Annotated in this window: 13 protein-coding genes and 2 tRNA genes; 5 read left to right on the forward strand and 10 right to left on the reverse strand. The window is 75.1% G+C overall.

Going from position 1 to position 12,319, the window contains the following annotated elements; genetic code table 11:
* Positions 1-29: 29 nt before the first annotated feature.
* Both ABZZ17_RS28630 and ABZZ17_RS28635 read right to left on the reverse strand, forming a co-directional pair.
* Positions 30-1,253 (reverse strand): hypothetical protein, encoded by a 1,224-nt coding sequence (locus tag ABZZ17_RS28630; protein WP_356880067.1) that lies wholly within the window; start codon positions 1,251-1,253, stop codon positions 30-32.
* Complete coding sequence (locus ABZZ17_RS28635; protein WP_356880069.1) at positions 1,253-1,831, reverse strand: DUF4365 domain-containing protein; 579 nt, start codon at positions 1,829-1,831, stop codon at positions 1,253-1,255. The genes ABZZ17_RS28630 and ABZZ17_RS28635 overlap by 1 nt, the downstream gene beginning before the upstream one ends.
* 220 nt (positions 1,832-2,051) lie before the next feature.
* On the opposite strand from ABZZ17_RS28635, the gene ABZZ17_RS28640 reads away from it, so the two are divergent.
* A complete protein-coding gene (locus ABZZ17_RS28640; RefSeq protein WP_356880071.1) occupies positions 2,052-2,777 on the forward strand; it encodes a 3'-5' exonuclease in 726 nt (241 codons plus the stop codon).
* Between the two features lie 59 nt (positions 2,778-2,836).
* Here ABZZ17_RS28640 and ABZZ17_RS28645 read toward each other — a convergent pair.
* Both ABZZ17_RS28645 and ABZZ17_RS28650 read right to left on the reverse strand, forming a co-directional pair.
* Positions 2,837-2,908, reverse strand: a tRNA-Val gene (locus ABZZ17_RS28645).
* Positions 2,909-2,946: 38 nt separating this feature from the next.
* Positions 2,947-3,420 carry an SRPBCC family protein gene (locus tag ABZZ17_RS28650; RefSeq protein ID WP_356880073.1) on the reverse strand — a complete coding sequence of 158 codons (474 nt, stop codon included), beginning with the start codon at positions 3,418-3,420 and terminating at the stop codon, positions 2,947-2,949.
* Between the two features lie 129 nt (positions 3,421-3,549).
* Between ABZZ17_RS28650 and ABZZ17_RS28655 the strand changes: the two genes are divergently transcribed.
* On the forward strand, positions 3,550-5,892 hold the full coding sequence (locus ABZZ17_RS28655) for a hypothetical protein (RefSeq protein WP_356880075.1): 2,343 nt from the start codon (positions 3,550-3,552) through the stop codon (positions 5,890-5,892).
* 106 nt (positions 5,893-5,998) lie between these two features.
* On the opposite strand, the gene ABZZ17_RS28660 is transcribed toward ABZZ17_RS28655, so the two are convergent.
* Positions 5,999-6,070: transfer RNA gene (locus ABZZ17_RS28660), tRNA-Val, on the reverse strand.
* 66 nt (positions 6,071-6,136) lie between these two features.
* A complete protein-coding gene (locus ABZZ17_RS28665; protein WP_356880077.1) occupies positions 6,137-6,595 on the reverse strand; it encodes a TIGR02611 family protein in 459 nt (152 codons plus the stop codon).
* 177 nt (positions 6,596-6,772) lie between these two features.
* Between ABZZ17_RS28665 and ABZZ17_RS28670 the strand changes: the two genes are divergently transcribed.
* Entirely contained in the window at positions 6,773-7,186 is a 414-nt protein-coding gene (locus ABZZ17_RS28670; protein WP_030011909.1) for an SsgA family sporulation/cell division regulator, read from the forward strand.
* A gap of 238 nt (positions 7,187-7,424) precedes the next feature.
* Positions 7,425-8,051: a CGNR zinc finger domain-containing protein gene (locus tag ABZZ17_RS28675; RefSeq protein ID WP_356880079.1), complete on the forward strand. Its 627-nt coding sequence runs from the start codon at positions 7,425-7,427 to the stop codon at positions 8,049-8,051.
* Positions 8,052-8,335: 284 nt separating this feature from the next.
* Here the strand turns inward: ABZZ17_RS28675 and ABZZ17_RS28680 are convergent, their stop codons facing one another.
* On the reverse strand, positions 8,336-8,794 hold the full coding sequence (locus ABZZ17_RS28680) for a hypothetical protein (protein WP_356880081.1): 459 nt from the start codon (positions 8,792-8,794) through the stop codon (positions 8,336-8,338).
* A gap of 204 nt (positions 8,795-8,998) precedes the next feature.
* On the opposite strand from ABZZ17_RS28680, the gene ABZZ17_RS28685 reads away from it, so the two are divergent.
* Entirely contained in the window at positions 8,999-9,493 is a 495-nt protein-coding gene (locus ABZZ17_RS28685) for a DsbA family protein (RefSeq protein ID WP_356880083.1), read from the forward strand.
* A gap of 5 nt (positions 9,494-9,498) precedes the next feature.
* Here ABZZ17_RS28685 and ABZZ17_RS28690 read toward each other — a convergent pair whose 3' ends face one another.
* From ABZZ17_RS28690 to ABZZ17_RS28700, 3 genes are read right to left on the reverse strand one after another with little or no spacing between them, the layout of a single operon-like run.
* Positions 9,499-10,323 carry a GNAT family N-acetyltransferase gene (locus ABZZ17_RS28690; protein WP_356880085.1) on the reverse strand — a complete coding sequence of 275 codons (825 nt, stop codon included), beginning with the start codon at positions 10,321-10,323 and terminating at the stop codon, positions 9,499-9,501.
* Positions 10,324-10,355: 32 nt separating this feature from the next.
* Positions 10,356-11,174 carry an aminodeoxychorismate lyase gene (locus tag ABZZ17_RS28695; RefSeq protein ID WP_356880087.1) on the reverse strand — a complete coding sequence of 273 codons (819 nt, stop codon included), beginning with the start codon at positions 11,172-11,174 and terminating at the stop codon, positions 10,356-10,358.
* On the reverse strand, positions 11,171-12,238 hold the full coding sequence (locus tag ABZZ17_RS28700; RefSeq protein ID WP_356880089.1) for a chorismate-binding protein: 1,068 nt from the start codon (positions 12,236-12,238) through the stop codon (positions 11,171-11,173). The genes ABZZ17_RS28695 and ABZZ17_RS28700 overlap by 4 nt, the downstream gene beginning before the upstream one ends.
* Between the last annotated feature and the right edge of the window lie 81 nt (positions 12,239-12,319).

Genomic DNA, 12,319 nt, shown 5'->3' on the forward strand with positions numbered 1-12,319 from the left:
TCCACCGGGTCGCGACGCCCGGCACGGCACTAGTCGTCCGAGGGCAGTACGTCCTCCGGGTCGAAGGCCGAGTCCAGGGACTTCATCAGCCGGTCCCGCTCGACCTCGTCCAGCGGGACCGGCGTCACGTCCGTGGCGTCTGTGAGCCGGCGGAAGCCGCCGCGCCGCTGGAGGCGGCCGCTGACCCGGACCGGGAGGCCGACCAGGTGGGCGTGGCCCGCGATCCGGTACGCCTCCTCGTCGAGCGCGGCCCGTACGTACGGCACCTCCGCGCCGGACAGCACGCGCAGCCGTACGGTGCCCCCTCCCCCGGCGGCGGAGCGGCGCATCCGCACCACGGCCCCGGCGACGCGGACGGCGACGGCCGGCTCGTCCCGGGTGTAGCGGTCGGCGGCCTCGCGCAGCACCGGCAGGTCGCCCGGCGAGAACTCGACCGGCTCGGGCCGGGCCGCGCACCCGGCCGGGACCCCGGCCGCCGGCGCCCAGGCCAGTGCGATCCGCACCCCTTCCGATCCCCGCACCAGGGCGATGAGGGCGTCGGCGAGCTCCCGGCTGACCCCCGCCGCGACGGCCGCGTCGAAGGCCTCCATGCCTCCGGTGGCCCGGCGGTAGTCCACGGCCTCGCGGGCCGCGTGCAGGGCGTGGTGCAGCCGGGTCACCGGGCCGCGGCCGCCGCCGACCGGGACGTAGGCGGTGAGCCTGCGCCCGCCCGGGGAGGGCCCCACCAGCACCCCGTCCAGGGTGCGTTCGGCCTGCGCACGGTGGCGGGCCCCGTAGTACCCGGCCCGGGCGCGGTCGGCGAGGGCTCCGGCGAGCAGCATCCGGCGGGCTGCCGAGCGCAGCTGCTCCTGTACGGTCCAGACGGCCTCGCCCTGGCGGCCGTAGGGGCCCTCGGGGATGATCTCGCGTTCCCAGCGGACCTCGTCGCTGGGCACGCTCAGGCCGAACAGCACCTCCCGCGCCGACGGCAGGGCGCTGCGCGAGAGCGCGGTCAGCGCCTCCTCCAGGAGGTCGGAGCAGTCGGGGAAGGCCCGGTTCTCGGGGACGAGCAGGCTGGTCCCGACGACGCCCGGCGCGTGGGCGGGGGGCGGGGTCCAGCGTCCGTAGCGGCCCGCCGCGCCGCCGCGCCGCAGCCAGCCGTGGCGGCGCAGCAGCGCGCCGAGCACCTGGGGGTCGACCTGGGCGGGATCGGGCGCGCCCGGTTCCGGCTCCGGGGACGACAGCGGTTCGAGGTGCGGTGACTGCCGGTTCATCAGGGTGTCCCTCCCGACCCGACCCGGGTCATGATCTCGCACAGGGCCCGGTCGTCGAAGATCCGCGTGGTCGGGATCCGCACGGTGGTCCGGCGCCTGCCGGTCACGGGGGTTCCGGCGAGGTTGGTCCAGTAGCAGCAGTGCCTGAGGTCGAGCCGGTCGTGTCCGGCGCTGAGCCACTGCTCGCGTTCCCTCGGTACGAGCATCACGACGAGGATCTTGGGGACGGCGACGGGCGTGCGGGCCAGCTTCACCAGGTGCTCGTTGTCGAGGGTGAAGCCGAAGGTGGCGCCGGCGGGCCTCGGCGGTACCTGGTAGGTCGCCTTCAGCTGCACCTTGACGGTCACCTCGTCGTCGACGACGTGTTCGGGCGCGCCGTGGCTGACGTGCCAGTCGATTCCGTTGTCCGGGAAGGGCTGGGACAGCGAGCAGCCGGCGGCGGCCGCGACGGCGTGGAGGTAGCCCACCTGGAGGGTCTCCATGCAGGCGGTGGTGGCGAGTGTGCCGCGCAGCGGTCCGGTCTGCGGACCGGTCCGCGTCTGCAGCACCCCGCCCGGTTCGGGCTGTGCGAGCGCCATGGCCGGCTCCCCATGCCTTCCGGGCCCTGCCGTGAGTGGTGTGGGGTGACGACCGGTCATGTGTACGGCCCCCCTGTGGAGTTGTTGCCGCACCCGGGGGGCCGCAAACGGCGTACGGGGCAAACAGCCCGGGTATCACGGATTCGGGCGGGGGTGGCACGCTCCGAGGCGACGGCGCCCGGGTGCTCCCCATCTGCCGACCGGGGACGAGGAGTTCGCCATGACGCGCTGGTACGAGGGCCCGCTGGCCGCATTCGACACGGAGACGACCGGAGTGGACGTCGAGCAGGACCGGATCGTGTCCGCCGCGCTCGTCGTGCAGGAGTGTGCGGGGGGCCGGGTCCGCACCACCCGATGGCTCGTCAATCCCGGCGTCCCGGTACCTCCGGGAGCGACGGAAGTGCACGGGCTGACCGATGAGCACCTCCAGCGCAACGGCCGCTGGCCGGCGCCGGTGGTGGAGGAGATAGCCCGCGCGCTGGGCGAGCAGCAGGTGGCGGGGCGGCCGGTGGTGGTGATGAACGCGCCGTTCGACCTGACGCTGCTGGACCGGGAGTTGCGCCGGCACCGGGCGTCGTCGCTGGCGCGGTACCTGGACAACAGGCCGCTGACGGTGCTGGATCCGCGGGTGCTGGACAAGCACCTGGACCGCTACCGCAAGGGCCGTCGCACGCTGACGGACCTGTGCGCGCACTACGGGATAGAGCTGGAGGGCGCGCACGACGCGTCGGTGGACGCGCTGGCTTCGCTGGAGCTCGTCCGGGCGGTCGGGCGCAGGTTCGCGGGGCGGCTGGAGCGGCTGACGCCGGCCGAACTGCACACGCTGCAGGCGGTGTGGCACGCGGCACAGGCGCGGGGCCTCCAGGCGTGGTTCGCCCGGCAGGGCACTCCGGAGTCGGTGGATCCGCACTGGCCGCTGCGTCCGGAGCTGAACCAGGCCGCGTAGTGCGGGACCCCGTACATGCGGAAGGCCGGTCCGTCATCAGACGGACCGGCCTGTCCCGGTGGGCGATACTGGGATCGAACCAGTGACCCCTTCGGTGTGAACGAAGTGCTCTCCCGCTGAGCTAATCGCCCGGGAACGGACTGAACAATACAAGAGGCGCGGGGTCTGTTCAAACCGCTTCCGGTCCGGCCGTCAGGCGGGCCGCGAGACCGCGCCGCCCGGCCCGCATCATCAGGGCGTGGTTGAGCCGGAACAGCGGCCGCCCGGGCACGGCGAACCTGCGCAGCAGGGGCGCCCGTACGTCGACCTCCTGCTCGTACAGCGCCCGGGTGCGGGCGGCCGCGGGCCCGCCGCGCGGGCGTACGGTCCACCGCGCCCAGCCGTCGATGTCCCCGCGCAGGGCCACCTCCAGCACGCCGCGGGCCGGGTCGCGGAGCAGGCCGGTGAGGCTGACGCGGATGCCGTACGGGAGGGCCGAGCGGATCAGGGCGGTGCCGGTGCCCTCGCCGGCGGGTTCGACCCGGCGGACCTGGGGCCACCAGGCGGGGTACTGCCCGGGGTCCTCCAGCAGGGAGAAGACCAGGGCGGGCGGGGCGTCGAGGTCCCACACGCTGCGGAAGCGGTAGTGCGTCCAGCGCTGCATGGCACCAGTGTGGCGCGCCGGGCGGCGCCGTGCGGGCGGTTCGGCGGAGCGCGCCCCTCCCGTGTACTCAGGACGATCTGAGTACGCCCGCCCATGTCCTGATGCCGTGACGGGCGCCACACTCCGCTTATGAACACCCCCCTGTCGCCGGCCGAGGAGCTGGCGCTCGTCGACCAAGAGCTGGTCCAACTCGACGCCCGGCGGCTGTACTTGCTGTCCCGGCGGGACTGGCTGCTGCGCGTCCTGCTCCACCCGGTGCCGAGCGGGGCCGTGCCGGCCGGCTTCCCGCCCGCGTCCGCGCCGAAGGCGGCCGCGCCGCGCAGCGCCCAGAACGTGCTGCTGACGCTGGGCGCGGTGCTGCTGGCGGTGGCCGCGCTGGCCTTCACCCTGGTCAGCTGGGGCTCCCTCGGGATCGCCGGGCGCTCGGTGGTGCTGGCCGTGGTGACGGGGGCCGCGCTGGCGGCGCCGGTGGCGCTGCTGCGCCGGGGGCTGCGCTCCACCGCGGAGTCGGTGGCGGCGGTGGGGCTGCTGCTGACGGTGCTCGACGCGTACGCGCTGCACGCGGCCGGGCTGCCGGGGGTCGACGGCGTCGCGTACGCGGCCGGGGCGACGGCGGCGCTGGCGGCGCTGTGGGCGGGCTACGGATCGGCGCTGGCCCGGCTGCGGCTGCCGCTGCCCGTCGCGGTGCTGGCCGCGCAGCTGCCGTTGCCGCTGGCCGCCTACGCGGCGGGGGCGGGCCCGGTCGGGGGTGGCTGGGCGGTATTGGCGACCGCCGCGCTGGACGGCGTGCTCGCGGTGACGGTGACCCGGCGTCCGGTGCGGGTGACCGCCTGGGTGACGGCGGCGGTGGCGGGCGCGATCGCGCTGCTGACGGGGCTGGCTGTGTCCCTGGACGAGCCCGGGGCGGCGGGTCCCGCGCTGCTGCTGGCCGCGGGGGCCGCCCTGGGCGTGGCGGTGGCCTGGCGCGAGCGGCGGGCTTCGGCGGCCGCGCTCGTGGGCGGCCTGGCCGCGGTGGCGGCGGCCGGGTCGCTGGTTCCGGCCGGGCACGCGGCCCGGGGGGACATGTGGCCGGTGGTGGTGCACCTCGTGGCGGCGCTGCCGCTGCTGGCGGCCGTACGGGCGGCCGGCCTCCCGGAGCAGGTCCGGCGCGGCCTGCTCCGGGCGGGGGCGGCGGTGGCCGCCCTGGCGGCGCTGACGGCGGTGCCGGCGGCCGGGTCGGTGCTGGCCTCCCGGGCCGGGGTGCTGGACGAGGTCTGGGCGCCGACGACCCCCGCCCCCGGTGCGGCGGGGGCCGGGGCGGCGCTCGCGGTGGTGCTGCTGCTGGTGGCGGGGGCGGGCTGGTGGCTGGCCCGGGAGCTGCCGCGCCGGGAGGCGGCGGTGGTGGCCGTGGTGGCCGGCTGGGCGGGGCTGTTCACGGCGCCGCTGCTGCTGGGCCCGCCGGTGCCGGTGGTGCTGGCGGCGCAGCTCGCGGTGACGGCGGCGGCCGGGGTGCTCGCGCTGCGGGCTCCGGAGCGTGCCGTGGGCTGCGCGGCCGCGGTGTGCGCGGCGGCCGGGGCGCTGAACGTGTCCGTGGCCGCCCTGGACGGCCGCGTGGCCACCTTCGCGGTGTTCGGGCTGCTGGGGGCCGGGGCGGCGCTGGGAGCGGCGTACGGGCGCGCCTGGGTGCCCGTACGGGCCGGTGCTGCGGCGCTGGCCGTCGGGTACGGGGCTGCGCTCGCGCTGTCGCTGGCGGCCCTGGCCGGGCTCGCGGTGTCCTGGCAGGGGGTGGCGGTACTGGCGGCTCCGGCGGCGGCCCTGGCGGCGGCGCCGCGGCTGGGTCCGGTGCGGGTGGCGGCGGAGGCCGCCGCGGCGGCGGCCGGGGCCGTGGCCGTGGTCCTCGCGGCCGGTGATCCGCCGGTGCTGGCGCTGGTCCTCGCGCTGGGCGGGGTGCTGTGCGCGGGGGCGGCGCTGCGGGCGGACCGGCGTCCGCTGGGCTGGGCGGCCGGGGCGCTGTTCGTGGCGGCGTCCTGGGTGCGGCTGGCCGCTTCGGGGGTGGGCGAGCCGGAGGCGTACACCCTGCCGGTGTCGGTGCTGGCGCTGGCGGTGGGCTTCCTGCGGCGCCGCAGGGATCCGGCGGCCCCATCCTGGACGGCGTACGGGCCGGGGCTGGGGGCGACCCTGCTGCCGAGCCTGGCCGCCGCCTGGGCCGACGCCCACTGGCTGCGCCCGCTGCTGCTGGGCCTGGCGGCGCTGGCGCTGACCCTGGCCGGTGCGCACCGCCGGCTCCAGGCTCCGCTGCTGCTGGGCGGCGCCACGCTGGCGGCGGTGGCCCTGCACGAGCTGGCCCCGTACGTGGTGCAGGTCGTCGGGGCGCTGCCGCGCTGGCTGCCGCCGGCCCTGGCGGGCCTGCTGCTGCTGGCGGTGGGGGCGACGTACGAGAAGCGGCTGCGTGACGCCCGGCGGCTGCGGGCGGCGCTGGGCAGGCTCCACTGAGGCACGGGTCCGGGGCCGGGAGCGGCGGAAACGCCGGGAGTGCCGGAAACCCCGGAAACGCCGAGGGCCCGGAGACTCTTTCGAGTCTCCGGGCCCTCGGTCCGGGTGGGCGATACTGGGTTCGAACCAGTGACCCCTTCGGTGTGAACGAAGTGCTCTCCCACTGAGCTAATCGCCCGGACGCACCGCAAACATTACCGCATGTCAGCGGTGCTCCAGGACCATGCCCGCCGCGCCGGTCCGGTCACTGGTCCTTGAGGTTCCAGGGCAGCGTGAGCCCGTACTTCCACAGGTAGAAGCCGATCAGCGCACCGGCGATGACGAGGCCGACGCTGGTCAGGATGATGTTGCGGCGCCGGACCTTGGGGTCGAGCGCCTTCTGCGCGGCCTCGCTGACCTTGCGCTTGGTCCAGCGCAGGACGAGGTGGGCCCAGGCGAACTCGGTGGCCCAGATCGCCAGGCCGGCGAAGATCGCCACCCAGCCGGGTCCGGGCAGGACCAGCATGGCGATGCCGGCGCCGATGACGGCCAGGCCGACGATGAAGACGCCGACCTGCCAGCTCAGGTGGAGGCTGCGGTTGGCCTTGATGAAGGCGGGCGCCTTCGACACGTGCGGCGCCTCTTCCGGCACGTGCGGCGTTCCTTCGGCGGGCGTCCCGCCGGTCGCGGACTCATTGGTCTCGCGGTCACTCCCCGTATTCATGCCGCCGAATCTACCGGAGGCCGAAGCACACGTGAACGCCGCTTTGGATCCGCCGTCCGAGGGACCCAGAGGTCCGCAAAACGGTCAGAGGGGTTTACAACGCCACCGTAGGTGGCATGTCGATTTCGCCGACGTGCGAATCCCCGAGCGCACACTGAGCGAAAGGCCCTGGCGCTTATGAACACCACGGTCAGCTGCGAGCTGCACCTGCGCCTCGTTGTGTCGAGCGAGTCCTCACTGCCTGTTCCCGCGGGCCTGCGGTATGACACGGCCGACCCCTACGCCGTGCACGCCACCTTCCACACCGGCGCCGAGGAGACGGTCGAATGGGTATTCGCCCGCGACCTCCTCGCTGAGGGCCTCCACCGGCCCACCGGAACCGGCGACGTCCGCGTCTGGCCGTCCCGCAGCCACGGCCAGGGCGTTGTCTGCATCGCCCTGAGCTCACCGGAGGGAGAAGCACTGCTCGAAGCCCCCGCACGAGCACTCGAATCGTTCCTCAAGCGGACGGACGCCGCGGTTCCACCCGGGACCGAGCACCGGCACTTCGACCTCGACAAGGAGCTCTCCCACATCCTGGCCGAAAGCTGAGCCAGGCATACAGCCGCTCGACACCGTCCGACTCGGGGCGACGGTGTGGGTCGGACAACCACATACGGTCGTGCCGGCGCTGTTCTCGCGGAAGCCAACCGCGAGGGCGGCGCCGACGCGCTTGCGGCTCGGGCGCGGCCCGATCCTCCCGGTAACCCCTTGCGGGGAGGCGCTAGAGTCGGCCACCAGCGGCGACGGCCGACCGTCGCGGCAGGCCCGGCCTTCAGGGAGCGACCCCGTGCAGATCCCCCACGACACCCGTCGCGCGCTCGACGTCGTCGTCGCGCTGGTGAACACCGCGGCCGAACCGGACCAGCCCGACGGCCTCTCGGACATCGGCGCGCTGCGGGGCTTCGTCCAGGAGTACGCGATCAGCGACGTCGGCGAGCTCGGCGTCCGCGACCTCGCCGGCGTCCGGACCGTGCGCGGCAAGTTCGCCCAGGTCTTCGCGGCACCGAACCCCCGTGCGGCCTCCGTACTGATCAACGAGCTGGTCGCCACGGCCGGCACCACCCCGCAGCTGACCGACCACGACGGCTACGACTGGCACGTGCACTACTTCGCGCCGGGCGCCTCGGTGGGCGACCACCTGGCGGCCGACGGCGGCATGGCCCTGGCCTTCATCGTGGTCTCCGGCGAGCAGGAGCGGCTGCGGCGGTGCGAGGCGCCTGACTGCCGGCGGGCCTTCGTGGACCTGTCGCGGAACCGGTCGCGCCGCTACTGCGACAGCCGGACCTGCGGGAACCGGCTGCACGTGGCCGCGTACCGGGCGCGCCGCAAGGAGGCGGACGCCCACCCCGAGGCCTCAGAGCAGGAACAGGTCGTGCACGGCAGCGAGCAGCAGCAGGGTCCCGATCACCCCTAGGAAGATCATCAAGGGGGGCTGGGAAAGGGCGAACAGACAACCGCGCCCTTCCTCGGCGAGGGGGGCCTCGGCGACGGGGGCGGGAGCCGGCGGATCGCCCGGCGATGTTTCGAGCATGTCGGGGCGATGATCGCGCAGCACGCCCCGAATCTGCCCCCAACACGCCAGTACGGACGCGTCAGTTCGCCCGCACTCGTCAGTTCAGGTGGTTCCCGGGCGCTTCTCCCCCGGCCGGGACCCCGCTTCCGCTACGGCGGCCGGCCGCAGCCCCGCGCGGGCCCGGGTCAGATGCCGTGCTTCTTGAGGATCGCCTCGATGTCGGAGAAGTCGTCCGCCGGAGCGGCCGCGGCCGGTCGGGCCTGCGGCGCCGGGCGGGAGCCGGATCCGAGGGAGGGCGCGGAGGCCGTGGGGGCGACCGCGCCGCGGCCCCGTCGGCCCTTGGCCGCCTTCGGGGCCCCGGCGGCCGCGGCTTCGGGGTCCTTGCCGAGGCGGCGGCGCTCGACGGTCCGCGTGGTCACGAAGAGCAGCCAGGCCAGGCCCAGCAGCCCGAAGCCGATCCAGACGGACGGCTTGAAGACCATCCCCGACACCCAGCCCACGACACCGGTCAGCACCAGCCCGGCCGGCACCAGCGCGTACGCGGCGATGCGCGTGGCGGTCAGGAACCGCCTGCGGTACGCGGTGACGGCCGCGATGCCCAGGCCGGCCGCTGACACCGCGGAACATATGGTCTCGGCAAGCATGCGGTCCTCCGGCGGTGGTCGGACGGGCGGTCTGTCCCCTCCATCCTGCACCGCCCACCGCCGCCCCGGCCATGCCCGGCACGCCGCACCGCCCGATCTCCGGGACATCTCCGGGTCCGGCCTCCTCCCCAGGGTCCAGTGCGCGGGGCCCTGGGGCACCGGTCCGGTTCGGGTGCGCGGGTGCGGGGCTGGGAGACTGTCCCCATGACCGATTCCGTGATCCTCGACGTCTGGTGCGAACTCCAGTGCCCGGACTGCCACAGCGCCCTGGACGACGTACGGGCCCTGCGCGCCCGCTACGGCGACCGGCTGGACATCCGGCTGCGCCACTTCCCGCTGGAGAAGCACAAGCACTCCTTCGCCGCGGCGCAGGCCGCCGAGGAGGCCGTGGAGCAGGGCCGGGGCTGGCCGTACGCGGAGGCGGTACTGGCGCGGACCGCCGAGCTCGCCGAACGGGGCGAGGCGCTGCTCCTCGACGTGGCGCGTGAACTCGGTCTGGACGCGGAGGAGTTCGACACGGCCCTGATCGACGGCCGGCACATCCTGATCGTCGACGCCGACCAGGCCGAGGGCAAGGCCATCGGCGTCACCGGCACCCCCACCTACGTGATCGACGGCGAGCGCCTCGACGGGGGCAAGAGCCAGGAGGGCCTGCGCGCCCGCATCGAGGAGATCGCCGACCGGCTGCTCGCGGGCTGACCGGCCTAGATCAGTTCCTTGGCGAGGTTGGAGGACGTGGTCCGGTAGCCCAGGGACTCGTACAGCCGCAGGGCCGGGGTGTTGGCGGTGAAGACGTGCAGCGCCAGGACCCGGTGGCCCGCCGCGAGCGCGGCGCGTTCCGCCAGGAGCATCAGGTCCCGCCCGTGGCCGCGGCCCCGGTACCCCTCGGAGACCTCGACGTCGAAGACGTACGCGTTCCCGTCGCGCTGGGCGACCCACACCTGGCCGACGGGGGTGCCGGCCGCCTCCAGGACGTTCAGGCTGGCGCCGGGGGTGTCCAGGCCGCGCGGGAGCTGTTCGTCGTGGTCGGCGGCCGACTTGCGGGCCGCGGCCTCGGGCGTCAGGCCCCGGCCGACCCAGGTCGCGGCGTACGCCTCCCGGGCGCGGGCGATCCAGACCTCGTACTCGGCCGCCGTCATGGGGCGGCCGAGCACCCCGGCGGGGAGGGCCGGGGGCCCGTCCGGGAGCTCCTTGGCCATGTTGCGGCTGTACTCGGCGTACCCGAGGGCCGCCGCCAGCCGCAGTCCGCCCGCCGAGCCGGCCGGGACGGCGATCCGTACCTGTCGGCAGCCCCAGCCGCGCAGCACCTCCTCGGCGGCGAGCGCGGCGACCGTCGCCCGGCCGCGGCCGCGGTCCGGCGCGTCGATGGCCAGGTCCCGGATCTCGCCGACCGTCGGCCCGAAGGGCGTGTCGGCGGCGATCAGGAGCGCCCCGACGCGCCTGCTGTTCACGCGGACCTCGTAGGGGCGCGAGCGCGCGCCGCCCTCGCTCTGCTGAAGCGGCCCGCTCGGCCGCAGGGTGGTGGTCATCGTCGAGTTCTACCCGCCCCGCGGCCCCGTGGCTACGGGTCGAGGTCCGAGGCCGCGCGCTCGTCGAAGACCCGCATCGCCTTGGCGGTCACGGGGCCGGGGGCGCCGAGGACGCGCCCGTCGATCCGGTGGACGCCCTGGACGTCGCGCAGGGTGGAGGTGAGGAAGACCTCCTCGGCGCGTTCCAGTACGTCGAAGGGGAGGTCGCTCTCCTTGGCCCCGGTCCATTCGACGGCGAGGGCCCGGGTGATCCCGGCGAGGCAGCCGGAGGCCACGGGCGGGGTGTGCAGTTCGCCGTCGAGGACGACGAAGACGTTGGAGCCGGTGCCCTCGCAGAGCTGTCCGACGGTGTTGGCGAAGAGGGCCTCGGAGGCGTCCTCCCGGTGCGCGCGGGCCAGGGCGACCACGTTCTCCGCGTAGGAGGTGGTCTTCAGGCCGGTCAGCGGGGAGCGCTCGTTGCGGACCCAGGGGACGGTGACGACTGCGGTGGTGTCGGGGCGGCGGGTGGTGCCGCCGAGGGCGACGACCAGGGTGGGGCCGGTCTCGCCGCGGTCGGAGCCGAGCGGGGACAGGCCGCCGGTGTAGGTGATCCGCAGCCGGCCGAGCGGCACGGGGTTGGCCTCCAGCACGGCGGCGCAGGCGCGGCGGACCTCGTCGAGGTCCGGGTCGGGCAGGCCGAGGCCGCGGGCGGAGCGGGTCAGCCGGTCGAGGTGGCGGGTGAGGGCGAAGGCCCGGCCGTCCTGGGCCTTGAGCGTCTCGAAGACGCCGTCGCCCACGGTCAGTCCGTGGTCCAGTACCGACACCTTGGCGTCCTCGGCGTCCCGCAGTGCTCCGTCGAGCCAGATCCTCACCGTACGGTCCCTCCACTCAGGTCGTGCGTCTCGTGTCTGCCCGACGCTACCGCGAGCAGCCGGGCGGCCTTCAGCTCCGTCTCGGCCCATTCGCGGTCGGGGTCGGACCCCCAGGTGATCCCCGCCCCGGTGCCGAAGCACAGCCGGGGTCCGCCGGGGGCCTCGCGGTCGATCCAGAACGTACGGATGCCCACGGCGAGCCCCGCGGTCCGCCGGTCGGCGTCGACCCAGCCGATGCCGCCGCAGTAGGGGCCGCGCGGGGCCGTCTCCAGTTCCTCGATGATCCGCAGCGCGGAGGACTTGGGCGCGCCGGTGACCGAGCCGGGCGGGAAGGTGGCGGCCAGCAGCTCGGGCCAGCCGGCGCCGTCGGCGAGTTCGCCGCTGACGGTGGAGACGAGGTGGACCAGACCGGGGTGCTCCTCCACGGCGCACAGCTCGGGGACGGTGACGGACCCGGTGGCGCAGACGCGGCCGAGGTCGTTGCGGACGAGGTCCACGATCATGACGTTCTCGGCGTGGTCCTTGGGGAGCAGGTCGGCGGCGGTGCGGCCGGTGCCCTTGATCGGTCCGGACGCGACGCGCGAACCGGAACGGCTGAGGTAGAGCTCCGGGGAGGCGGTGGCGATCTCCACGCCGTGCGCCGGCAGCCGAATCGTTCCGGCATAGGGGGCCGGGTTGCCGCGCGCCAGGAGGCTCGTCAGGGCGTCGACGTCGGCGGCGCCCGGGTCGGGCAGCGGAGCGGACATCACACGGCAGAGGTTGGCCTGGTAGACCTCCCCGGCCGCGATGTACTCGCGGATCCTGCGGACGCCGGTGACGTACGCGGCGCGGTCGAGGGAGGAGGACCAGTCGTCGGGATCGGGCCCGGACCAGGCGCCGGGCACGGGCGGGGGCACGGGATCAGGGCGTATGTCCCCGAAGCGCGCGCAGACCAGCCGCCCCTCGAAGTCGGCGGCCACCGCCCAGAACCCGGTGGAGTCGAGGGCGGAGGGGTCACTGGTGACGTCGCGGAGGTCGGTCGCGAGGAGGCCGCCGAAGCGGGCCAGGGGAGGCAGGTCGTGCACGGCTGCGAGTCTATGACCGGTGACGCGATGGCGCCGGTGAGGTGACGGACGGGTGACCGGCGGTGATCGTGCGGCAGCACG

Source organism: Streptomyces sp. NPDC006512 (assembly GCF_040611935.1).
In the GTDB taxonomy this organism is placed as follows: Bacteria; Actinomycetota; Actinomycetes; order Streptomycetales; family Streptomycetaceae; genus Streptomyces.